26 protein-coding genes are annotated in these 20,678 nt (G+C 59.4%); 16 read left to right on the top strand and 10 right to left on the bottom strand.

Annotated features, from left to right (window positions below; genetic code table 11):
• Positions 1–43 precede the first annotated feature (43 nt).
• The 6 genes from pmbA (at position 44) to FBY01_RS08205 (ending at position 5,402) form a co-directional block, all read left to right on the top strand.
• Positions 44–1,390, top strand: coding sequence for a metalloprotease PmbA (gene pmbA / locus FBY01_RS08230; RefSeq protein WP_010463346.1), 1,347 nt, complete (start codon positions 44–46; stop codon positions 1,388–1,390).
• Positions 1,391–1,638: 248 nt separating this feature from the next.
• Entirely contained in the window at positions 1,639–2,052 is a 414-nt protein-coding gene (locus FBY01_RS08225; RefSeq protein WP_145306972.1) for a FagA protein, read from the top strand.
• Entirely contained in the window at positions 2,027–3,409 is a 1,383-nt protein-coding gene (locus tag FBY01_RS08220) for an aspartate ammonia-lyase (RefSeq protein ID WP_077747420.1), read from the top strand. The genes FBY01_RS08225 and FBY01_RS08220 overlap by 26 nt, the downstream gene beginning before the upstream one ends.
• Positions 3,410–3,436: 27 nt before the next feature.
• Positions 3,437–3,865, top strand: coding sequence for a hypothetical protein (locus FBY01_RS08215; protein ID WP_145306970.1), 429 nt, complete (start codon positions 3,437–3,439; stop codon positions 3,863–3,865).
• Position 3,866: 1 nt separating this feature from the next.
• Entirely contained in the window at positions 3,867–4,478 is a 612-nt protein-coding gene (locus FBY01_RS08210) for a superoxide dismutase (protein WP_145306968.1), read from the top strand.
• A 30-nt stretch (positions 4,479–4,508) separates the two neighbouring features.
• Positions 4,509–5,402, top strand: coding sequence for a ZIP family metal transporter (locus FBY01_RS08205; protein WP_145306966.1), 894 nt, complete (start codon positions 4,509–4,511; stop codon positions 5,400–5,402).
• Positions 5,403–5,410: 8 nt separating this feature from the next.
• Here the strand turns inward: FBY01_RS08205 and FBY01_RS08200 are convergent, their stop codons facing one another.
• From FBY01_RS08200 to FBY01_RS08155, 10 genes are all read right to left on the bottom strand, one after another.
• On the bottom strand, positions 5,411–5,686 hold the full coding sequence (locus FBY01_RS08200; RefSeq protein ID WP_145306964.1) for an HPr family phosphocarrier protein: 276 nt from the start codon (positions 5,684–5,686) through the stop codon (positions 5,411–5,413).
• Positions 5,687–5,701: 15 nt separating this feature from the next.
• Positions 5,702–6,559 carry an RNase adapter RapZ gene (gene rapZ, locus FBY01_RS08195; RefSeq protein ID WP_145306962.1) on the bottom strand — a complete coding sequence of 286 codons (858 nt, stop codon included), beginning with the start codon at positions 6,557–6,559 and terminating at the stop codon, positions 5,702–5,704.
• 2 nt (positions 6,560–6,561) lie between these two features.
• On the bottom strand, positions 6,562–7,026 hold the full coding sequence (gene ptsN, locus FBY01_RS08190) for a PTS IIA-like nitrogen regulatory protein PtsN (RefSeq protein WP_010463330.1): 465 nt from the start codon (positions 7,024–7,026) through the stop codon (positions 6,562–6,564).
• Positions 7,027–7,038: 12 nt separating this feature from the next.
• Positions 7,039–7,347 (bottom strand): ribosome hibernation-promoting factor, HPF/YfiA family, encoded by a 309-nt coding sequence (gene hpf / locus FBY01_RS08185; RefSeq protein WP_007941242.1) that lies wholly within the window; start codon positions 7,345–7,347, stop codon positions 7,039–7,041.
• A gap of 74 nt (positions 7,348–7,421) precedes the next feature.
• Complete coding sequence (locus tag FBY01_RS08180) at positions 7,422–8,915, bottom strand: RNA polymerase factor sigma-54 (RefSeq protein WP_010463324.1); 1,494 nt, start codon at positions 8,913–8,915, stop codon at positions 7,422–7,424.
• 184 nt (positions 8,916–9,099) lie between these two features.
• Positions 9,100–9,825 carry an LPS export ABC transporter ATP-binding protein gene (lptB, locus tag FBY01_RS08175; RefSeq protein WP_010463322.1) on the bottom strand — a complete coding sequence of 242 codons (726 nt, stop codon included), beginning with the start codon at positions 9,823–9,825 and terminating at the stop codon, positions 9,100–9,102.
• Positions 9,825–10,373 carry a lipopolysaccharide transport periplasmic protein LptA gene (gene lptA / locus FBY01_RS08170; protein WP_042932376.1) on the bottom strand — a complete coding sequence of 183 codons (549 nt, stop codon included), beginning with the start codon at positions 10,371–10,373 and terminating at the stop codon, positions 9,825–9,827. The genes lptB and lptA overlap by 1 nt, the downstream gene beginning before the upstream one ends.
• Positions 10,360–10,932, bottom strand: coding sequence for an LPS export ABC transporter periplasmic protein LptC (lptC, locus tag FBY01_RS08165; protein ID WP_010463318.1), 573 nt, complete (start codon positions 10,930–10,932; stop codon positions 10,360–10,362). The genes lptA and lptC overlap by 14 nt, the downstream gene beginning before the upstream one ends.
• 7 nt (positions 10,933–10,939) lie before the next feature.
• Positions 10,940–11,464, bottom strand: a complete 525-nt coding sequence (locus FBY01_RS08160) for an HAD family hydrolase (protein ID WP_007941249.1) — start codon at positions 11,462–11,464, stop codon at positions 10,940–10,942.
• Entirely contained in the window at positions 11,464–12,438 is a 975-nt protein-coding gene (locus FBY01_RS08155) for a KpsF/GutQ family sugar-phosphate isomerase (protein ID WP_010463314.1), read from the bottom strand. Before FBY01_RS08155 ends, FBY01_RS08160 begins: the two co-directional genes overlap by 1 nt.
• A gap of 277 nt (positions 12,439–12,715) precedes the next feature.
• Between FBY01_RS08155 and FBY01_RS08150 the strand changes: the two genes are divergently transcribed.
• The 10 genes from FBY01_RS08150 to hisC all read left to right on the top strand — a co-directional run bounded on the left by FBY01_RS08150 (position 12,716) and on the right by hisC (position 20,669).
• Entirely contained in the window at positions 12,716–13,525 is an 810-nt protein-coding gene (locus tag FBY01_RS08150; protein WP_010463312.1) for an ATP-binding cassette domain-containing protein, read from the top strand.
• Positions 13,525–14,322 carry a lipid asymmetry maintenance ABC transporter permease subunit MlaE gene (mlaE, locus tag FBY01_RS08145; RefSeq protein ID WP_145306960.1) on the top strand — a complete coding sequence of 266 codons (798 nt, stop codon included), beginning with the start codon at positions 13,525–13,527 and terminating at the stop codon, positions 14,320–14,322. The genes FBY01_RS08150 and mlaE overlap by 1 nt, the downstream gene beginning before the upstream one ends.
• A complete protein-coding gene (mlaD, locus tag FBY01_RS08140) occupies positions 14,322–14,789 on the top strand; it encodes an outer membrane lipid asymmetry maintenance protein MlaD (protein ID WP_010463308.1) in 468 nt (155 codons plus the stop codon). Before mlaE ends, mlaD begins: the two co-directional genes overlap by 1 nt.
• 11 nt (positions 14,790–14,800) lie before the next feature.
• Positions 14,801–15,454, top strand: a complete 654-nt coding sequence (locus FBY01_RS08135) for a phospholipid-binding protein MlaC (RefSeq protein WP_010463306.1) — start codon at positions 14,801–14,803, stop codon at positions 15,452–15,454.
• Positions 15,451–15,756, top strand: a complete 306-nt coding sequence (locus FBY01_RS08130; RefSeq protein WP_010463303.1) for a lipid asymmetry maintenance protein MlaB — start codon at positions 15,451–15,453, stop codon at positions 15,754–15,756. Before FBY01_RS08135 ends, FBY01_RS08130 begins: the two co-directional genes overlap by 4 nt.
• Before the next feature lie 114 nt (positions 15,757–15,870).
• Complete coding sequence (locus FBY01_RS08125; RefSeq protein ID WP_007912386.1) at positions 15,871–16,110, top strand: BolA family protein; 240 nt, start codon at positions 15,871–15,873, stop codon at positions 16,108–16,110.
• Between the two features lie 22 nt (positions 16,111–16,132).
• Entirely contained in the window at positions 16,133–17,398 is a 1,266-nt protein-coding gene (gene murA / locus FBY01_RS08120; protein ID WP_010463300.1) for a UDP-N-acetylglucosamine 1-carboxyvinyltransferase, read from the top strand.
• A gap of 128 nt (positions 17,399–17,526) precedes the next feature.
• Positions 17,527–18,162 carry an ATP phosphoribosyltransferase gene (hisG, locus tag FBY01_RS08115; protein WP_007901570.1) on the top strand — a complete coding sequence of 212 codons (636 nt, stop codon included), beginning with the start codon at positions 17,527–17,529 and terminating at the stop codon, positions 18,160–18,162.
• 126 nt (positions 18,163–18,288) lie between these two features.
• Positions 18,289–19,614 (top strand): histidinol dehydrogenase, encoded by a 1,326-nt coding sequence (hisD, locus tag FBY01_RS08110; RefSeq protein ID WP_077747426.1) that lies wholly within the window; start codon positions 18,289–18,291, stop codon positions 19,612–19,614.
• 2 nt (positions 19,615–19,616) lie between these two features.
• On the top strand, positions 19,617–20,669 hold the full coding sequence (gene hisC / locus FBY01_RS08105) for a histidinol-phosphate transaminase (protein WP_145306958.1): 1,053 nt from the start codon (positions 19,617–19,619) through the stop codon (positions 20,667–20,669).
• Positions 20,670–20,678: the final 9 nt, after the last annotated feature.

Genomic DNA, 20,678 nt, shown 5'->3' with positions numbered 1-20,678 from the left:
CTCGAAGGCCCCAGCCGAAAGCAGAATTTGAGTGGAGAACAGCATGAGTGCAGTTGAAAGCGTCGGCCCACAAGCGTTGCCGGCACTGCAAGAACAAGTCGAGCAGATCATCGCTGAAGCCAAGCGTCAGGGGGCCAGTGCCTGTGAAGTGGCCGTGTCCCTGGAGCAGGGCCTGTCCACCTCGGTGCGCCAGCGTGAAGTCGAAACCGTCGAATTCAACCGCGACCAGGGCTTTGGCATCACCTTGTACGTCGGTCAGCGCAAAGGCTCGGCCAGCACCTCGGCCAGTGGTCCTGAGGCGATTCGTGAAACCGTCGCGGCGGCGTTGGCCATCGCCAAGCACACCTCCGAAGACGAAGCTTCCGGCCTGGCAGATGCCGCGCTGATGGCCAGGGATCTGCAGGATTTCGACCTGTTCCATGAATGGGACATCACCCCGGAGCAGGCCATCGAGCAGGCGCTGACCTGCGAAGCCGCGGCATTTGCCGCCGACAGTCGGATCAAGAACGCCGACGGTACGACTCTCAGCACCCATCAAGGCTGTCGCGTTTACGGCAACAGCCACGGTTTTATTGGCGGTTATGCGTCGACCCGGCACAGCCTGAGCTGCGTGATGATCGCCGAGGCTGACGGCCAGATGCAGCGCGATTACTGGTACGACGTGAACCGTCAGGGTAACTTGTTGGCCGACCCGGTGAGCATCGGCCAGCGTGCCGCGCAACGGGCCGCGAGCCGATTGGGCGCGCGTCCGGTGCCGACCTGTGAAGTGCCGGTGCTGTTTTCCGCGGAACTGGCCGGTGGCTTGTTCGGCAGCTTCCTCTCGGCGATTTCCGGCGGCAGCCTGTATCGCAAATCGTCGTTCCTTGAAGGCACGCTGGGTCAGAAACTGTTCCCGGAATGGCTGACCATCGATGAGCGTCCACACTTGATGCGCGCCATGGGCAGTTCGGCGTTCGACGGTGATGGTCTGGCGACTTACGCCAAACCGTTCGTCGAGAAAGGCGAGTTGGTGTCCTACATCCTCGGCACTTACTCCGGGCGCAAGTTGGGCATGCCGAGCACCGCCAACGCGGGTGGCGTGCACAACCTGTTCGTCACCCATGGTGATGAAGACCAAGCCGCCTTGCTGCGCCGCATGGGGCGTGGCTTGCTGGTCACCGAGCTGATGGGCCAGGGCCTGAACATGGTCACCGGCGATTACTCCCGGGGCGCGGCGGGTTACTGGGTCGAGAACGGCGAAATCCAGTTCGCGGTCCAGGAAGTGACCATCGCCGGCAACATGCGCGACATGTTCAAGCAGATCGTTGCCGTCGGTAATGACCTGGAATTGCGCAGTAATATTCGCACCGGTTCGGTGTTGATCGAGCGGATGACCGTCGCGGGCAGCTAAACCCTTACCGCTAAGCAAAAAAGCGCGCCACCCATCAGGTGGCGCGCTTTTTTTATGTGCCATGCACCGTTCCCTGTGGGAGCGAGCCTGCTCGCGATAGCGGAGTGTCAGACGACACAGATATTGAATATTCGGTCGCCTTCGCGAGCAGGCTCGCTCCCACAATGGATTTCGGTGTGTGCTCTCGGGGTTGTTTTGGTTCTCATTATCAAATAATAATAAATCTCATTACCGAATGAGCCCGGATCATGAGTTCTGCCTTGCACGAGCAGCCTTACCTCGAAAGCTGGCGCTGGATGAGTCGCCAGATCCGTTGCGCGATGGACCCCGACGAGCCGCGCCTGATCGAACATTACCTGGCTGAAGGCCGGTATCTGGCGTGTTGCACGGCCACTTCTCCCTGGACCATCGCCGAGACGTCCTTCCGTTTGTTGCTCGACACCGCCGCCGATGTCGCGCTGCCGTGGCACTGGCGGACTTACTGCCTCGACCAAGCCTGGCGCCCGCTGCGCGAACTCGAACGCCTCTCTCTGTGCAAATGCCGCCTCAAGCGCTGGCAAAGCTACACCTGGCAATTGGCGATCTGCGAGTTACAGCCCTCGATTTCCCTAAACGAACTGGTGCAAGGATTTTCTGATGACAGACCCTCAGACTCGTATTGAGCGTGACAGCATGGGCGAGCTTCAAGTCCCGGTGGACGCCCTCTATGGCGCACAGACCCAACGTGCGGTGGATAACTTCCCGATCAGCGGCAAGCCGATGCCGGTGCAGTTCATCCGGTCGCTGATTCTGGCCAAAGCCGCCGCTGCCCGTGCCAATGTCGAGCTCAAGCAAATCAGCGAATCCCAGGGCAAAGCCATCGTCGATGCGTCGCTGGGGCTGCTTCAGGGCGACTTCATGCAGCACTTCCCGGTGGACATCTTCCAGACCGGTTCCGGCACCAGTTCCAACATGAACGCCAACGAAGTGATTGCCACCCTGGCCAGCCGCCTGCTCGGCGAGCCGGTGAACCCTAATGATCATGTGAACTGCGGTCAAAGCAGCAACGACATTATCCCGACCACCATCCATGTCAGCGCTGCACTTGCCTTGCATGAGCAGCTGCTGCCGGCGCTGGTGGGTCTGGTGCAGGTCATCGAGCGAAAGGCTGAAGAGGTTCATCACCACGTCAAAACCGGTCGCACGCACTTGATGGACGCCATGCCGGTGCGCATGAGTCAGGTCTTGAATGGCTGGGCGCAGCAGCTCAAGGCCAACATCGGTCACTTGCAGGACTTGCTGCCGAGCCTGCAATCCCTGGCTCAGGGCGGTACGGCGGTCGGCACCGGGATCAATGCACATCCGCAATTCGCAGCGCGTTTCAGCCAACAGCTGAGCGAGCTGACCCACGTTCAGTTCACGCCAGGCAAGGATCTGTTTGCGCTGATCGGCTCCCAGGACACCGCGGTGGCAGTCTCCGGCCAGCTTAAAGCGACAGCGGTTTCGTTGATGAAAATCGCCAACGACCTGCGCTGGATGAACTCCGGCCCGCTGGCCGGCCTCGGCGAAATCGAACTTGAAGCCTTGCAGCCGGGCTCTTCGATCATGCCCGGCAAGGTCAACCCGGTGATCCCGGAAGCCACTGCCATGGTCGCCGCCCAGGTGATCGGCAATGACACAGTCATCACCATCGCCGGTCAGTCGGGCAATTTCGAGCTGAACGTGATGCTGCCGATCATCGCCCAGAACCTGCTGAGCAGCATCGAATTGCTGGCCAACTCCAGTCATCTGCTGGGTGAGAAGGCCATCGCCAGCTTCAAGGTCAACGAATCTCGAATCAAAGAGGCGCTGTCGCGCAACCCGATTCTGGTGACCGCGCTCAACCCGATCATTGGTTACCAAAAAGCCGCTGAAATCGCCAAGAAGGCCTATCAACAGGGGCGTCCGGTGATCGATGTCGCCCTGGAGCACACCGACCTGACGCGCAGCCAACTGGAAGAATTACTCAACCCAGAGAAGCTCACCGCAGGCGGCGTGTAATCACCGCTACCGCTTTGGAGGCTCACCATGGAGCACTGGAAACGCACGATCGAAAGGGCCAATCGCCATTTCATGCTGGGCGAATTGGTCGATGCCCGCGAGGCTTACTTGCAGGCACTTGCCTTGGCCCAGGTGTTGTTCGAGCGCTGGGCGGATGCCGACGAAGCGGTGGCGGCCTGCGTGATTTCCCATCACAACCTGGCGGATCTGCATTTGCGTCTGAACCAGCCGGAGGAGAGCGCCGAATATTTGTGCGCGATCCATCAGCGGTTGTTGCAAACCCTGCAGGACCCGCGCCTGCCCCCGGCACTGCGTGAAGCCGCAAAGCACCAAAGCAGCAAAACCTATGTCGAGCTGCTGAATTTCATCAGCGACCACGGCGAATATCCGCGCACCCACCGTTTGCTGCACACCGATACCGCATCGCCTGCGCCTCTACACCATGGAGTCCATTGAAATGGCTTTTACCTTGCCTGCCCTGCCTTACGCTTACGATGCCCTGGAACCGCATATCGATGCGAAGACCATGGAGATCCATTACACCAAGCACCACCAGACCTACATCAATAATCTCAACGCCGCGGTCGAAGGCACCGAATTTGCCGAGTGGTCGGTGGAAAAACTGGTCGCCAGCGTCCGGCAGCTGCCGGAAAAGCTCCGCGCGGCGGTGATCAATCAGGGCGGCGGCCACGCCAACCATTCGCTGTTCTGGGAAGTGATGGCGCCTCACGGTGGCGGCAAACCCGAAGGTGCGTTGGCCAAGGCGATTGATGAGCAACTGGGTGGCCTGGACAGTTTCAAGGATGCCTTCACCAAAGCTGCGCTGACCCGCTTTGGCAGTGGCTGGGCCTGGCTCAGCGTCACGCCGCAAAAGACCCTGATAGTGGAAAGTAGCGGCAACCAGGACAGCCCGTTGATGAATGGCAATACGCCGATCCTTGGCCTGGATGTGTGGGAGCACGCTTACTACCTGCAATATCAGAACCGTCGTCCGGAATACATCAATGCGTTCTACAACGTGATCAATTGGCCTGAAGTCGCTACGCGTTATCAGGCTGCGCTGGTTTAAGTCCTCTATAAAAACAATCCAAGGCTGACTATGGGCACTGAAACACTGGCGTTTGGCAGCGGACGAATGTTTCGTTACGCGTTGGGATCGCTGTTGCTGCTGGCGGGCATGTCGTTGTTGGTCGCGCACGGGCTGGCGTGGCTCGATCTCGAACCCAAGCTGCTGCGTGCACTGCAGGGCGGGGCGATTTGTGCCCTGGGCACTGCGTTGGGCGCGGTTCCGGTGCTGGTGATTCGCCGCATGCCGCAGGCGGTCAGCGATACGTTGCTCGGTTTTGGTGCCGGAGTGATGCTCGCGGCGACGGCGTTTTCGCTGATCGTTCCGGGGATCTCGGCTGCTGAAAGCCAGGGGCTGACACCCTGGGCGGCCAGTGGCCTTATCAGCTTCGGCATCATGCTTGGCGCGTTCGGGCTGTTTCTGGTGGACCGTAAAGTGTCGGGCGCCTCGCCGGAAATGCTCGTTGGAGCCCTGGAGCGCCCGGTCATCCCGCCACGGATCTGGTTGTTTGTATTTGCCATCATTGCCCATAACATCCCCGAAGGCATGGCAGTCGGGGTTTCGGCCGGTGGTGGGATGCCGGATGCTGACAGCCTGGCCATGGGCATTGCGTTGCAGGATGTGCCGGAAGGGTTGGTGATTGCGCTGGTACTGGCAGGGGCGGGGATGTCGCGGGTCAAAGCTTTCCTGATCGGTGCGGCATCAGGTCTGGTGGAGCCGGTCTTTGCACTGTTGTGCGCCTGGCTGGTGAGCCTGGCCGAATTGCTGTTGCCGTTAGGGTTGGCGTTGGCGGCGGGGGCGATGTTGCTGGTGGTCACCCATGAAGTGATTCCCGAGTCGCGGCGCAATGGTCACGACAAGCTGGCGAGTCTTGGGTTGTTGATCGGGTTTTGTTTGATGATGGTGATGGATACGGCGCTCGCTTAGGCGAATGTTCAACCGCCTTCGTCGAAGTAGTTATTGATCAGTTCGACCAGCGCATCCATCGCTTCCTGTTCCTGCTCGCCTTCAGTGCTCAGATGGATTTTGGTGCCCTTGCCGGCGGCGAGCATCATCATGGCCATGATGCTTTTGCCATCGACCGCGGATTCTGGCGTACGACCTACTCTGATGGTGCAACCCGGGAACCGACCCGCAACGCCAACGAATTTTGCCGAAGCGCGGGCATGAAGGCCCAGCTTGTTGATGATTTCAATTTCCCGAGCAGGCATCGCGATGTGAATCCTTTAGCTGAGGTCGCGGTGGCGAACCTGGACGTTCTTCAGGGATTGTTGCAGGACCTGGCCCAGACGTTCGGTCAGGTAGACGGAGCGGTGATGCCCGCCGGTGCAGCCAATGGCAATGGTGACATAAGCGCGGTTGCTGGCGGCAAAGCGAGGCAACCACTTGAGCAGGTAGGTGGAGATGTCCTGGAACATCTCTTCGACGTCCGGTTGTGCCGCCAGGTATTCGGCCACCGGTTGATCAAGCCCGGATTGGTCGCGCAATTCCGGCTTCCAGTAAGGGTTGGGCAGGCAGCGCACGTCGAACACCAGGTCTGCATCAACCGGCATGCCCCGCTTGAACCCGAAAGATTCCACCAGGAACGCAGTGCCGCTATCTGGCTGGTTCAGCAGACGCAGCTTGATGGTATCGCGCAGCTGATACAGGTTCAGGTTGGTGGTGTTCACCTTGAGGTCCGCCAGATCGGCGATCGGCCCCAGCAAACTGGTTTCGTCCTGAATCGCCTCCGCCAACGAACGGTGGGCAGTACTCAGTGGGTGGCGGCGGCGGGTTTCCGAGAAGCGTTTGAGCAACGTTTCTTCGTCGGCGTCCAGGTATAGCACATCACACTTGATATGCCGGCTGCGGACTTCTTCAAGCAATTCCGGAAACCGCGACAGGTGACTCGGCAGGTTGCGAGCATCGATGGATACCGCGACCAGCGGTTGTGCCAGCTCGGTATGAATCAGCGCGCGCTCGGCCAGTTCCGGCAGCAATCCGGCGGGCAGGTTGTCGATGCAGTAGTAGCCGTTGTCCTCGAGAACATCGAGTGCGGTACTTTTACCTGAGCCGGATCGGCCACTGACGATGATCAAGCGCATGGTTAATGACCGTTTTGCTCGTCCAGGACAACCTGATACAAGGCTTCATTGCTCGGGGCGCTGCGCAGTTTTTCGCGCACTTCCTTGCGGTCGAGCATGCTGGCGATCTGGCGCAGTAACTCCAGGTGCGCATCGGTAGCGGCTTCCGGGACCAGCAGAACGAACAGCAGGTCGACCGGGGCGCCGTCGATGGCGTCGAAATCAATGGGTGCATCAAGGTGCATCAGGGCGCTGATGGGCAAGGTGCAGCCCTTCAGGCGGCAGTGGGGAATGGCGATGCCGTTGCCAAAACCGGTTGAGCCGAGTTTTTCACGGGCAATCAGAGCCTCGAAGACATCTTGCATCTCCAGATCCGGCACTTCTTTGTGGATAAGGTTGGCAATTTGCTCGAGGGCTTTCTTTTTACTGCCGCCCGGCACATTCACGAGGGAACGGCCGGGGGTCAGGATGCTTTCAAGTCGGATCATGGGTTGGGAGTGTTAACGACCGGTCGCGCCCTGAAGGAGGCTTTGGGTCTTTTCCTTATGCTTTTTGAGTTGTTTATCCAGCTTGTCGGTCAGTGCGTCGATCGCCGCGTACATATCGGTATGCTCCGCGTTTGCGACCACTTCATTGCCGGGAATATGCAGCGTGGCTTCGATTTTCTGCTTGAGCTTTTCGACCGTCATCGTGACCTGCACGTTGGTGATCTTGTCGAAATGCCTCTCTAATCGTTCGAGTTTTTCGCCGATGTAGGTGCGAAGAGGTTCGGTCACTTCCAGTTGGTGTCCACTGATGTTGACTTGCATACAGCTTCTCCTTCGTTGCCAGTGCATAAAGCGGCAGGCAGAAATGCCTGCCACTGGAACGCTGTGGCGTGGCTCTACATCAACCGCTTGCGTTCGCTCGAAGGCGCGATCCCGAGGGACTCGCGGTACTTGGCGACGGTGCGGCGAGCCACCTGAATGCCTTGTGCCTCCAGTAAACCAGCGATCTTGCTGTCACTCAACGGCTTTTTCTGATTTTCCGCGGCAACCAGTTTTTTGATGATCGCGCGGATCGCTGTGGACGAGCATTCACCGCCTTCGGAGGTGCTGACGTGGCTGGAGAAAAAGTATTTCAGTTCATATATGCCCCGAGGGGTATGCATGAATTTTTGCGTGGTGACCCGTGAAATCGTCGACTCGTGCATCCCCACCGCTTCGGCGATGTCATGCAGGACCAGCGGCTTCATCGCTTCGTCGCCGTATTCAAGAAAGCCGCGCTGATGCTCGACGATCTGAGTGGCTACTTTCATCAGGGTTTCGTTGCGGCTTTGCAGGCTCTTGATGAACCAGCGGGCCTCTTGCAACTGATTGCGCATGAAGGTGTTGTCGGCGCTGGTGTCGGCGCGGCGCACAAAACCGGCGTATTGGGCGTTGACCCGCAGCCGTGGCACCGATTCCTGGTTCAGCTCGACCAGCCAGCGCTCATTGTCCTTGCGCACGATCACGTCAGGGACAACATATTCGGCTTCACTGGACTCGATCTGCGAGCCCGGTCGCGGGTTGAGGCTCTGCACCAGCTCGATGACCTGGCGCAGTTCATCTTCCTTGAGCTTCATGCGACGCATGAGCTGGCTGTAATCGCGGCTGCCGAGCAGGTCGATGTAGTCGGTGACCAGGCGTTTCGCTTCGGCCAGCCAAGGCGTCTTGGCTGGCAGTTGGCGCAATTGCAGCAGCAGGCATTCGCCCAGGTTGCGGGCGCCAATGCCGGCCGGTTCGAATTGCTGGATGCGGTGCAGGACGGCTTCGATTTCGTCCAGTTCGATGTCCAGTTCCGGATCGAAGGCCTCGAGAATTTCCTCGAGGGTTTCGTCCAGGTAGCCCTGATTGTTGATGCAGTCGATCAGGGTCACGGCGATCAGACGATCGGTGTCGGACATCGGTGCCAGGTTCAGTTGCCACAACAAATGGCTTTGCAGGCTTTCACCGGCCGATGTGCGGGTGGTGAAATCCCACTCGTCGTCATCGTTGCTCGGCAAGCTGCTGGCACTGGTCTGGTAGACGTCTTCCCACGCGGTATCAACGGGAAGCTCGTTGGGAATGCGCTCGTTCCAGTCGCCTTCCTCGAGGTTATCCACCGTCGGGGCGGTTTCCTGGTAGGAGGGTTCCGAAATGTCGGCGTTGGGGAGCTGTTCGGCTTTGTCGGCCAAGGGGTCGGCGTTATCGAAGTCGTCGCCTTCTTCCTGGCGTTCGAGCATCGGATTGGACTCCAGGGCCTCCTGGATTTCCTGTTGCAGGTCCAGGGTCGACAATTGGAGCAGGCGGATGGCCTGTTGCAGCTGCGGTGTCATCGTCAGCTGCTGGCCCATTCTCAAGACTAGCGATGGTTTCATGGCAGGGGCTTAACACCTTATTCGCCGGCGCACATGCGCCATCCACTACAGGGCGCCGGAGCGCCAAACATAAGCAAATTATATGCCCGAAACTGCAGCGTTTGCCTAGAGCGCTGTAACAATAAAAAAGTATTGATTTTTTATCGAGACGAGCGCTCGGACAATCAGCCAGACACCTTACTGCTTAAAGGCGGAATTCATGGCCCAGATACACTTCCTTGACCAGTTCGTTGGCCAGGATGGTGGCGGAGTCACCTTCAGCGATCAGTTGACCATCGTTGACGATGTAGGCGGTTTCGCAGATATCCAGGGTTTCACGGACGTTGTGGTCAGTGATCAGCACGCCAATGCCTTTGGCCTTGAGGTGGTAGATGATCTGCTTGATGTCGCCCACCGAAATCGGGTCCACGCCGGCGAATGGTTCGTCGAGGAGGATGAATTTCGGGTTGGTGGCCAGTGCCCGGGCGATTTCCACCCGACGACGTTCACCACCGGACAGGCTCATGCCTAGGTTGTCGCGGATGTGGCTGATGTGGAATTCCTGCAGCAGGCTTTCCAGTTCCTTGCGACGCTCGGCCTTGTCGAGTTCCTTGCGGGTCTCGAGGATGGCCATGATGTTATCGGCGACCGAGAGTTTGCGGAAGATCGACGCTTCTTGCGGAAGATAGCCGATACCGGCCTTCGCACGACCGTGCATTGGCTGGTGGCTGACGTCCAGGTCGTCGATCAGCACGCGACCCTGATCGGCCTGCACCAGGCCGACGATCATGTAGAAACAGGTGGTCTTGCCGGCGCCGTTAGGGCCTAGCAGGCCGACGATTTGACCGCTGTCGATGGACAGGCTGACGTCACGCACGACCTGGCGGCTCTTGTAGCTCTTGGCCAGATGCTGAGCTTTCAGAGTTGCCATTAAGGAGCCTTTTTCGCGTCGTTTTTCGGCTTGGGCTGGATCACCATGTCGATGCGCGGACGCGACTCGGTAACCTTGCTACCCGTAGCACGCCCGGCGCTCGCAAGCTTTTTCTGGGTGTCGTAGACGATTTTCTCGCCCTGGGTGACGTTGTTGTCCTTGTCGACGACTTTTGCCTTGTCGATCAGCACGACGCGGTTTTGCGAGGCGTGGTACTGGATGGTCACGCCCCAGCCCTGAACAGGCTTGGTGTCGCCGGCCGTCTGCATCTGCTCGAAGTAGGCGAGGTTGCCCACCGAGGTCACCACGTCGATGTCGCCAGCCGGGGTACGGGTGATGGTCACGGTATTACCGGTGACCTTCATCGAGCCCTGAGTGATGATCACGTCACCTTTATAGGTGGCAACGCCATTCTTGTCGTCCAGTTGGGCGTCGTCGGCCTGAATGCGGATAGGCTGCTCTTGATCGTTCGGCAGAGCCCAGGCGCTCACGCTTCCCAGTGCTGCGCCCAGACTGAGCAAAATAGGGAGAGTTTTAACGAGCCTCATACTGTCCTCTTACGTTCGATAGCAGGTGTATCCTGCTTTCTTTCAAATACGCTTTCATTCCGTTGCCTGTCGATACACCGCCAGCGCCGTCGATTCTAACGGGTTGATCGGTCTGCGCATATTGCTGCTGCGGGAACACCGTCATTCGGGTGGTGGTAATCAGGGTTCGGCGGTTTTTCTCGTCGAAACGGGTGATGCGCACCGAGTCGATCAGCTCGACCTGAGTGCCGTCCGGGTTGACTTCGCCGCGCTCACTCTGGACGTGCCACGGAAACTGCGTACCGCGAAACATGTTCAGGTCAGGGTTGGTCAGCAACGTCACCTCGCTCGCTTTCAGGTGTTCGACCTTGTCGGACGTCATTTCGTATTGCAGTTTGCCGTCCGGCAGGTACTGAACGCTGTGGGCGTTGAGGGCGTAATAGTCGATTGCGCTTTCATCGACCGTGACCACCGGCTTGTCGAGGAAGCGTTCCGGGCTGATGTTCCAGTAGCCGACCGCGGCGAACAGCGCCGCGATGCAGCCGAATACCAGGATGTTACGAATCTTTTTGCTCAGCATAATGGGCTCACAGGTACGCGGCGTTGGCCGCATCGAGGCGGCCCTGGGCGCGCAGGATCAATTCACAGAATTCGCGAGCGGCACCCTCGCCACCACGGGCCAGGGTGATGCCATGGGCGTGTTCACGCACGAAGCTGGCAGCGTTTGCTACGGCCATGCCCAGACCCACGCGGCGAATCACCGGCAGGTCCGGCAAGTCGTCGCCCAGGTAGGCGACCTGTTCATAGCTTAGGTTGAGTTGGGCAAGAAGTTCGTCGAGCACCACCAGTTTGTCTTCACGACCCTGGTAAAGGTGTGGAATGCCCAGGTTCTTCGCCCGCCGTTCGACCACCGGGGTCTTGCGGCCGCTGATGATAGCGGTCTGCACGCCGGCTGCCATCAACATCTTGATGCCTTGACCGTCGAGGGTGTTGAACGTCTTGAATTCGCTGCCGTCTTCGAGAAAGTACAGGCGCCCGTCGGTCAGCACGCCGTCGACGTCGAATACCGCGAGTTTGATCTGTTTGCCGCGTTGCAGCAGGTCCGTGCTCATTACATTACTCCCGCACGCAGCAAGTCGTGCATGTTCAAGGCGCCGACCGGGCGGTCTTCGCTGTCGACCACGACCAGTGCGTTGATCTTGTGGTCTTCCATGATTTTCAGGGCTTCGGCGGCGAGCATCTCGGCGCGAGCAGTCTTGCCGTGCGCGGTCATGACCTGATCGATGGTGGCGCTGTGGATGTCGATGCTGCGGTCCAGTGTGCGGCGCAAGTCACCGTCGGTGAAGATCCCGGCCAGTTTGCCATCGGCTTCCAGGATCACGGTCATGCCCAGGCCCTTGCGGGTCATTTCCATCAGCGCATCCTTGAGCAGCGTACCGCGCTGAACCTGCGGCAACTCCTGGCCGGCGTGCATGACGTTTTCGACTTTCAGCAGCAGGCGTCGACCCAGCGCGCCGCCTGGATGGGAAAAGGCGAAGTCTTCAGCGGTAAAGCCCCGGGCTTCCAGCAGCGCAACGGCCAGGGCATCGCCCATGACCAGCGCGGCGGTGGTCGACGAGGTCGGTGCCAGGTTCAGCGGGCAGGCTTCGTGCTCTACGTGAACGTTGAGGTTGACCTCGGCGGCCTTGGCCAGCGGCGAGTCAGGGTTGCCGGTCACGCTGATCAATTTGATGCCCAGACGCTTGATCAGGGGCAGCAGGGTGACGATTTCATTGGTGGAACCGGAGTTCGACAGCGCGAGGATGATGTCGTCGCGGGTGATCATGCCCATGTCGCCGTGGCTGGCTTCGGCCGGGTGCACGAAAAAGGCCGTGGTGCCGGTGCTGGCCAGGGTGGCGGCGATCTTGTTGCCGATGTGCCCCGATTTGCCCATGCCGACCACGACCACGCGGCCTTTGCTGTCCAGAATCATCTCGCAAGCGCGTACAAAATCTGCGTCGATATGGGGCAGCAAGCCTTGTACGGCTTCCAGTTCGAGGCGGATGGTGCGTTGTGCAGATTGAATCAGGTCGCTGGATTGGCTCATGTCAGAAATCGTATAGCCTGATGAAAAGGCGGCGATTATAGCGGTAATGATCAAAACCCTCACGCAAGTTCGTCACGCTTTGTCATTCCCTGTTACTGAATCCCTTCTGAACAAGGCTATTTGCCTGTCAAGTTGCTGAACATGGGCCGGCGTGGGCCTTGGGCGCTTGGCCTTTGCAGTGATATAGTTCGCCGCCAGTTCGGCCTGCCCGCGGAGGTATGTGCTTTCGTCAGAAAGACAGGCGTCCGAGTGTGAGGCTGCATCGCAAGGAGTTTAGATGAGTGCCGATAACGCCTACGCGGTCGAGCTGAAGGGACTGTCCTTCAAGCGCGGTGCGCGCAGCATTTTCAATAACGTCGATATCCGTATCCCGCGCGGCAAGGTCACCGGCATCATGGGGCCTTCCGGGTGTGGCAAGACCACGCTGTTGCGGTTGATGGGTGCACAGTTGCGGCCCACCAAGGGCGAAGTCTGGGTCAATGGCCAGAACCTGCCAAAGCTGTCGCGCAGCGATCTGTTCGATGCGCGCAAGCATATGGGTGTGCTGTTCCAGAGCGGCGCGCTGTTTACCGACCTCGACGTGTTCGAGAACGTCGCCTTTCCGCTGCGCGTTCATACCGAGCTGCCGGAAGAAATGATCCGTGACATCGTCCTGCTCAAATTGCAGGCCGTGGGGTTGCGTGGTGCCATCGAGCTGATGCCCGACGAACTGTCCGGTGGCATGAAGCGCCGTGTCGCGCTGGCGCGGGCGATTGCCCTCGATCCGCAGATCCTCATGTATGACGAACCCTTTGTCGGCCAGGACCCTATCGCCATGGGCGTGTTGGTGCGCCTGATCCGCTTGCTCAACGATGCGTTGGGCATCACCAGTATCGTGGTCTCCCATGATCTGGCCGAGACCGCCAGCATCGCCGACTACATCTATGTGGTGGGCGACGGCCAGGTGTTGGGGCAGGGCACTCCCGAGGAGCTGATGAACTCGCAGGAACCGCGGATTCGTCAATTCATGACCGGCGATCCCGACGGTCCGGTCGCATACCACTTTCCAGCGACGGATTACCGCGCAGATCTTCTGGGGAAGCGTTGATGCGCAAGATTTCACTATTGGAACGCGTGCGTCGGTTCGGCCATTCCGGCATCGATGTGCTGGCGGTGTTCGGCCGTTCGGCGATTTTCCTGTTTCATGCCTTGCTCGGTCGCGGTGGTATCGGCGGCGGCTTTGGCCTGCTGATCAAGCAACTGCATTCGGTGGGCGTGATGTCCCTGGTGATCATTGTGGTCTCCGGGGTGTTCATCGGCATGGTGCTGGCGCTGCAAGGCTTCAACATCCTGTCCAGCTACGGTTCGGAGCAGGCGGTGGGGCAGATGGTTGCGCTGACGCTGTTGCGCGAACTCGGCCCCGTGGTCACGGCACTGCTGTTCGCCGGGCGTGCAGGTTCGGCGCTGACCGCCGAAATCGGCAACATGAAGTCCACCGAACAGTTGTCCAGTCTGGAAATGATTGGCGTCGACCCGCTCAAATACATCATTGCCCCGCGTCTGTGGGCCGGCTTCATTTCCCTGCCAGTGCTGGCGATGATTTTCAGCGTGGTGGGTATCTGGGGCGGTTCGTGGGTGGCTGTCGACTGGCTGGGTGTCTATGAAGGTTCCTACTGGTCCAACATGCAGAACAGCGTGACGTTCACCGATGATGTGCTCAACGGCATCATCAAGAGCATCGTCTTTGCCTTCGTCGTGACCTGGATCGCCGTATTCCAAGGCTATGACTGCGAGCCCACTTCCGAGGGGATCAGTCGTGCCACTACCAAGACCGTGGTGTACGCCTCTTTGGCTGTGCTCGGCCTGGACTTTATTTTGACCGCCTTGATGTTTGGAGATTTCTGATGCAAAACCGCACCCTGGAAATCGGTGTCGGCCTTTTCTTGCTGGCTGGCATCCTGGCTTTGCTGTTGCTAGCGTTGCGGGTCAGTGGCCTGTCCCCAAGTGCCACCACCGATACTTATAAACTTTATGCATATTTCGACAATATCGCCGGTTTGACGGTCAGAGCTAAAGTGACCATGGCCGGTGTGACCATCGGCAAGGTCACGGCGATCGATCTGGACCGCGACAGTTTCACCGGTCGAGTGACGATGCAGCTGGAAAAGCGCGTAGATAACCTGCCGACCGACTCCACTGCATCTATCCTGACCGCTGGCCTGTTGGGCGAGAAGTACATCGGCATCAGCGTGGGCGGCGAAGAAGGCTTGCTCAAGGATGGTGGAACCATCCACGACACCCAGTCATCGCTGGTGCTCGAGGACCTGATCGGTAAATTCCTGCTCAATACCGTTAGCAAAGACGCCAAATGAGGAGCTTTTGAATGATCTCTACCTTGCGACGTGGCCTGTTGGTATTACTCGCGGCCCTGCCGTTGATGGCTAACGCCGTGGCAGCGCCCTCAGCGCACGAAATCGTGCAGGACACCACGACTCGGTTGCTTGCAGACCTGTCGGCCAACAAAGAGAAGTACAAGCAGGACCCACAAGACTTTTACACGGCGCTGAACACCATCGTCGGGCCGGTCGTGGATGCCGAGGGCATTTCCAAAAGCATCATGACGGTCAAATACTCGCGCAAAGCAACGCCGGCGCAGATGAAGACCTTTGAAGAAAACTTCAAGAGAGGTCTGTTCCAGTTCTATGGCAACGCCTTGCTCGAGTACAACAATCAGGGCATCACCGTCGACCCTGCCAAGGATGAGTCCGGAGACCGTACCAGCGTTGCCATGACGGTCAAAGGTTCCAACGGCTCGATCTATCCTGTGTCTTACACACTCGAGAAGATCAACGGCGAGTGGAAACTGCGCAACGTGATCATCAACGGCATCAATATCGGCAAGCTGTTCCGCGATCAGTTCGCCGATGCGATGCAGCGCAATGGCAATGACCTGGACAAGACCATCAACGGTTGGGCCGGGGAAGTCGCCAAGGCCAAGGATAAAACCGCAGACGCCTCCGAGAAGTCTGCCCAATGAGTGTGTCGGCCATTCGCATGAGCGAAACCGGCGAGCTGCGACTGAGCGGCATGCTGGATTACCGCACCGGCCCTGGTCTGCGCAAGCAGGGGCAGGCGTTGATCAAGTCCAGCAAGGCCGCCGAACTGGTGGTTGATTGTTCGGCAGTGTTGAAGTCCAGCAGCGTAGGCTTGTCCCTGCTGCTGTGCTTCATGCGCGATGCAGAGGCGGCCGGCAAGGCGCTGAGCATCCGCGGAATGCCAGAAGACATGCGTGAAATCGCTCAGGTCAGCGAATTGACCGAGCTGTTGGCGCATCCCTAACCAGCATCTATAAAGAAGCCCCCCGTCAGAGTCCTGCTTCGCGGGGTTCGCAGGCGAGGGGCTTTTTTGTATGATGTCCGACCCGCGCGCACAGGGCGCCGATTGAGGTTGAGCATGCAGGCCGTAGAAGTGAAGAGCTTCCTTGAAGGAAAGCTGCCCGGAACGTTGGTAGAAGTTGAGGGCGAAGGCTGCAATTTCCAGCTGAACGTGATTAGCGATGAACTGGCGGCGTTAAGCCCGGTGAAGCGTCAGCAGCAGATCTATGCCCATTTGAACCCATGGATCACCGATGGCAGCATCCATGCGGTCACTATGAAATTTTTCAGCAGCGCGGCCTGGGCCGAGCGCACCTGAGCCCAAGGGCGTCGAGATTCTTATGGATAAATTGATTATTACTGGCGGCGTTCGTCTTGATGGCGAAATCCGCATCTCCGGGGCGAAGAACTCTGCCCTGCCGATCCTGGCTGCAACCCTGCTGTGCGATGGCCCGGTAACGGTTGCCAACCTGCCGCACCTGCACGACATCACCACCATGATCGAGCTGTTCGGCCGCATGGGCATTGAGCCGGTGATCGACGAGAAGCTCAGCGTCGAAATCGACCCGCGCACCATCAAGACCCTGATCGCACCGTATGAGCTGGTGAAAACCATGCGCGCATCGATCCTGGTGCTGGGCCCGATGGTTGCCCGTTTCGGTGAAGCCGAAGTCGCCCTGCCTGGCGGTTGCGCCATTGGTTCGCGTCCGGTTGACCTGCACATCCGTGGTCTCGAAGCCATGGGCGCGGTCATCGACGTCGAAGGCGGCTACATCAAGGCCAAGGCGCCAGAAGGCGGCTTGCGCGGTGCGCACTTCTTCTTCGACACCGTCAGCGTGACCGGTACCGAAAACATCATGATGGCCGCCGCCCTGGCCAAGGGCCGCAGCGTGTTGCAGAACGCCGCTCGCGAACCTGAAGTCATCGACCTGGCGAACTTCCTGATTGCCATGGGTGCCAAGATCACTGGCGCCGGCACCGACACCATCACCATCGATGGCGTTGAGCGTCTGCACCCGACCACCTACAAAGTGATGCCTGACCGTATTGAAACCGGCACCTACCTGGTGGCGGCAGCCGTCACCGGCGGTCGCGTGAAGGTCAAGGACACTGATCCGACCATCCTCGAAGCGGTTCTTGAGAAACTCAAGGAATCGGGCGCGGAAATCACCTGCGGCGAAGACTGGATCGAGCTGAACATGCACGGCAAGCGGCCAAAAGCCGTCAACGTGCGGACCGCTCCGTACCCGGCGTTCCCGACCGACATGCAGGCGCAGTTCATCTCCCTCAACGCCATTGCCGAAGGCACGGGCGCCGTGATCGAGACGATCTTCGAAAACCGCTTCATGCACGTTTACGAGCTGCACCGCATGGGCGCCAAGATCCAGGTCGAAGGCAACACGGCCATCGTCACCGGTACCGAAAAGCTGAAAGGCGCGCCAGTGATGGCCACCGACCTGCGTGCTTCGGCCAGCCTGGTAATCTCGGCACTGATCGCCGAAGGCGACACCCTGATCGACCGCATCTACCACATCGACCGTGGTTACGAGTGCATCGAAGAGAAACTGCAGATGCTCGGCGCCAAGATTCGCCGCGTACCAGGCTAGTTTCTGCTGCATGGGCGCAGGGACGCGCCCGTTGAATTTGTTTCAAGTCGAGCCAGTTTCTGGCTCGATGTGTGTCCGGCGCCGTTTGCGACCGGGCATCAGTAGCCTGATAAGGACTGACGTTTCCCATGTTGACCATCGCACTGTCCAAGGGCCGCATCCTTGACGACACCCTGCCGCTTCTGGCTGAAGCGGGCATCGTGCCGACCGAGAATCCGGACAAGAGCCGCAAGTTGATTATCCCCACGACCCAGGCCGACGTGCGCCTGCTGATCGTGCGCGCCACCGATGTGCCGACCTACGTCGAGCATGGTGCCGCGGACCTGGGCGTCGCCGGTAAAGATGTGCTGATGGAATATGGTGGCCAGGGTCTGTACGAACCGCTGGACTTGCGAATTGCCCTCTGCAAGCTGATGACCGCCGGCCGTGTCGGTGATGTCGAACCCAAGGGCCGCCTGCGGGTGGCGACCAAGTTCGTCAACGTTGCCAAGCGTTACTACGCCGAGCAGGGCCGTCAGGTCGACATCATCAAGCTCTACGGCTCGATGGAGCTGGCGCCGCTGATCGGTCTGGCGGACAAGATTATCGACGTGGTCGACACCGGTAACACCTTGCGTGCCAATGGCCTGGAACCCCAGGATTTCATCGCTGACATCAGCTCCCGGCTGATCGTCAACAAAGCGTCGATGAAAATGCAGCACGCCCGTATCCAGGCGTTGATCGACACCCTGCGCAAGGCAGTGGAGTCTCGACACCGCGGCTGATTCACCTGCGCGACGTTAAGTCGCGCCCGTCTATCCGCCTCATAGCCAGAATTCTCAGGTGCCCAAGCGGAAACGACTGCTAAGTTAGGGCGCCTGAGTTTTTGCCATTCCTATGAGGCTCTCGCTATGACCGCACCGACTGCAATTCGCCGACTCAATGCTGCTGACCCGGATTTCGCGCATCATCTGGATCATCTGCTGAGCTGGGAAAGTGTGTCTGACGACTCGGTCAATCAGCGAGTGCTGGACATCATCAAAGCCGTGCGCGAGCGTGGCGACGCAGCGCTGGTGGACTTCACCCGGCAGTTCGACGGCCTGGACGTTGCGTCCATGGCGGATCTGATCCTGCCGCGCGAACGCCTGGAACTGGCCCTGACCCGCATCACCGTGCCTCAGCGTGAAGCGCTGGAAAAAGCCGCGGCCCGCGTGCGCAGCTACCACGAAAAACAGAAACAGGATTCCTGGACCTACACCGAAGCTGATGGCACGGTGCTGGGCCAGAAGGTCACGCCACTGGATCGCGCCGGTCTGTACGTCCCGGGCGGCAAGGCGTCGTACCCATCCTCCGTGTTGATGAATGCAATTCCGGCCAAGGTCGCCGGCGTGACCGAAGTGGTCATGGTGGTGCCGACGCCGCGCGGTGAAATCAACGAACTGGTGCTGGCGGCGGCGTGCATCGCCGGTGTTGACCGCGTTTTCACTATCGGCGGTGCGCAAGCGGTTGCCGCATTGGCTTACGGTACCGAAAGCGTGCCGAAGGTCGACAAGGTGGTTGGCCCGGGCAATATCTATGTCGCCACCGCCAAGCGCCATGTGTTCGGCCAGGTCGGCATCGACATGATCGCCGGTCCGTCGGAAATCCTCGTGGTGTGCGATGGCCATACCGATCCGGACTGGATCGCCATGGACCTGTTCTCCCAGGCCGAGCACGACGAAGACGCCCAGGCGATTCTGGTCAGCCCGGACGCAGAGTTCCTCGACAAGGTCGCGGCCAGCATCGCCAAACTGCTGCCGACCATGGAGCGCGCCCAGATCATCGAAACCTCGATCAATGGCCGTGGTGCGTTGATCAAGGTTCGCGACATGGAGCAGGCCATCGAAGTGGCCAACCGCATTGCGCCGGAACACCTGGAGTTGTCGGTCGCCGATCCGCAAGCCTGGCTGCCGCTGATCCGTCACGCCGGCGCGATCTTCATGGGCCGTCACACCTCCGAAGCCCTGGGCGATTACTGCGCAGGCCCGAACCACGTGTTGCCGACGTCCGGCACCGCGCGGTTCTCTTCGCCGCTGGGTGTGTACGACTTCCAGAAACGCTCGTCGATCATCTTCTGCTCCGAGCAGGGTGCGTCCGAACTGGGCAAGACCGCTTCCGTGCTGGCCCGTGGCGAGTCGCTGACTGCCCACGCCCGCAGCGCCGAATACCGCATCGTTGATGAGCAAAAGGGGAACTGAACATGAGTAAATTCTGGAGCCCGTTCGTCAAGGATCTGGTGCCTTACGTGCCGGGCGAGCAGCCGAAACTGGCGAAACTGGTGAAGCTCAACACCAACGAAAATCCTTACGGCCCATCGCCAAAAGCGCTGGCGGCGATGCAGACCGAACTCAACGACAACCTGCGTCTGTACCCGGACCCGAACAGCGATCTGCTGAAAAGCGCCGTGGCTACGTATTACGGCGTGCAGACCAACCAGGTGTTCCTCGGCAACGGTTCCGATGAAGTCCTGGCGCACATCTTCCACGGCTTGCTGCAACACGACAAAGCAGTGCTGTTCCCGGACATCAGCTACAGCTTCTATCCGGTCTACTGCGGGTTGTATGGCATCCAGTTCGACGCGGTGCCGCTGGACGAGCAGTTCCAGATCAACCCGGCGGACTACGCCCGGCCAAACGGCGGGATCATCTTCCCGAACCCGAACGCACCGACCGGTTGCCTGCTGGCACTGGACGCGGTTGAGCAAATCCTCAAGGCCAGCCCGGATTCGGTGGTTGTGGTGGATGAGGCCTACATCGACTTCGGTGGCGAGACGGCGATCAGCCTGGTGGACCGTTATCCGAACCTGCTGGTGACTCAGACCTTGTCCAAATCCCGCTCGCTGGCCGGCCTGCGGGTGGGCCTGGCGGTGGGGCATCCGGATTTGATCGAGGCGCTGGAGCGGATCAAGAACAGCTTCAACTCCTATCCGCTGGATCGCCTGGCAAATGTCGGGGCGGCGGCGGCGTTCGAGGATCGCGAGTACTTCGACAAGACGTGCCGGTTGGTCATCGAGCATCGTGAGTGGGTGGTTGCGCAACTTGAAGCGAAGGGCTTTGAAGTGCTGCCGTCGGCGGCGAACTTCATTTTTGCCCGTCATCCAAAGCACGACGCGGCCGGGCTGGCGGCGAAATTGCGCGAGCAAGGCGTGATCGTCCGGCACTTCAAGCAAGAGAGGATTGCCCAGTTCCTGCGGATTTCCATCGGCACGCCGGAACAGAACCAGGCACTGATTGATGGTTTGGGGAATTTGTAAGACGTCGGT

Origin of the sequence: Pseudomonas sp. SJZ077 (genome assembly GCF_007993905.1) — a bacterium.
Classification (GTDB): Bacteria; Pseudomonadota; Gammaproteobacteria; order Pseudomonadales; family Pseudomonadaceae; genus Aquipseudomonas; species Aquipseudomonas mandelii.
The sequence above is the reverse complement of the archived record's forward strand: the minus strand, read 5'-3'. Positions and strand labels throughout refer to the sequence as shown.

Bases quoted from the DNA above. Each gene is read 5' to 3' on its own strand.
- hisD (WP_077747426.1), top strand. From the start codon at position 18,289: ATGACCGCACCGACTGCAATTCGCCGACTCAATGCTGCTGACCCGGAT.
- lptC (WP_010463318.1), bottom strand. From the start codon at position 10,932: ATGCTGAGCAAAAAGATTCGTAACATCCTGGTATTCGGCTGCATCGCG.
- FBY01_RS08130 (WP_010463303.1), top strand. From the start codon at position 15,451: ATGAGTGTGTCGGCCATTCGCATGAGCGAAACCGGCGAGCTGCGACTG.
- hpf (WP_007941242.1), bottom strand. From the start codon at position 7,347: ATGCAAGTCAACATCAGTGGACACCAACTGGAAGTGACCGAACCTCTT.
- lptA (WP_042932376.1), bottom strand. From the start codon at position 10,373: ATGAGGCTCGTTAAAACTCTCCCTATTTTGCTCAGTCTGGGCGCAGCA.
- rapZ (WP_145306962.1), bottom strand. From the start codon at position 6,559: ATGCGCTTGATCATCGTCAGTGGCCGATCCGGCTCAGGTAAAAGTACC.
- FBY01_RS08160 (WP_007941249.1), bottom strand. From the start codon at position 11,464: ATGAGCACGGACCTGCTGCAACGCGGCAAACAGATCAAACTCGCGGTA.
- FBY01_RS08200 (WP_145306964.1), bottom strand. From the start codon at position 5,686: ATGCCTGCTCGGGAAATTGAAATCATCAACAAGCTGGGCCTTCATGCC.
- ptsN (WP_010463330.1), bottom strand. From the start codon at position 7,026: ATGATCCGACTTGAAAGCATCCTGACCCCCGGCCGTTCCCTCGTGAAT.
- FBY01_RS08125 (WP_007912386.1), top strand. From the start codon at position 15,871: ATGCAGGCCGTAGAAGTGAAGAGCTTCCTTGAAGGAAAGCTGCCCGGA.
- hisG (WP_007901570.1), top strand. From the start codon at position 17,527: ATGTTGACCATCGCACTGTCCAAGGGCCGCATCCTTGACGACACCCTG.
- lptB (WP_010463322.1), bottom strand. From the start codon at position 9,825: ATGGCAACTCTGAAAGCTCAGCATCTGGCCAAGAGCTACAAGAGCCGC.
- FBY01_RS08135 (WP_010463306.1), top strand. From the start codon at position 14,801: ATGATCTCTACCTTGCGACGTGGCCTGTTGGTATTACTCGCGGCCCTG.
- FBY01_RS08205 (WP_145306966.1), top strand. From the start codon at position 4,509: ATGGGCACTGAAACACTGGCGTTTGGCAGCGGACGAATGTTTCGTTAC.
- hisC (WP_145306958.1), top strand. From the start codon at position 19,617: ATGAGTAAATTCTGGAGCCCGTTCGTCAAGGATCTGGTGCCTTACGTG.
- FBY01_RS08220 (WP_077747420.1), top strand. From the start codon at position 2,027: ATGACAGACCCTCAGACTCGTATTGAGCGTGACAGCATGGGCGAGCTT.
- mlaD (WP_010463308.1), top strand. From the start codon at position 14,322: ATGCAAAACCGCACCCTGGAAATCGGTGTCGGCCTTTTCTTGCTGGCT.
- mlaE (WP_145306960.1), top strand. From the start codon at position 13,525: ATGCGCAAGATTTCACTATTGGAACGCGTGCGTCGGTTCGGCCATTCC.
- pmbA (WP_010463346.1), top strand. From the start codon at position 44: ATGAGTGCAGTTGAAAGCGTCGGCCCACAAGCGTTGCCGGCACTGCAA.
- FBY01_RS08150 (WP_010463312.1), top strand. From the start codon at position 12,716: ATGAGTGCCGATAACGCCTACGCGGTCGAGCTGAAGGGACTGTCCTTC.
- FBY01_RS08210 (WP_145306968.1), top strand. From the start codon at position 3,867: ATGGCTTTTACCTTGCCTGCCCTGCCTTACGCTTACGATGCCCTGGAA.
- FBY01_RS08215 (WP_145306970.1), top strand. From the start codon at position 3,437: ATGGAGCACTGGAAACGCACGATCGAAAGGGCCAATCGCCATTTCATG.
- FBY01_RS08155 (WP_010463314.1), bottom strand. From the start codon at position 12,438: ATGAGCCAATCCAGCGACCTGATTCAATCTGCACAACGCACCATCCGC.
- FBY01_RS08180 (WP_010463324.1), bottom strand. From the start codon at position 8,915: ATGAAACCATCGCTAGTCTTGAGAATGGGCCAGCAGCTGACGATGACA.
- murA (WP_010463300.1), top strand. From the start codon at position 16,133: ATGGATAAATTGATTATTACTGGCGGCGTTCGTCTTGATGGCGAAATC.
- FBY01_RS08225 (WP_145306972.1), top strand. From the start codon at position 1,639: ATGAGTTCTGCCTTGCACGAGCAGCCTTACCTCGAAAGCTGGCGCTGG.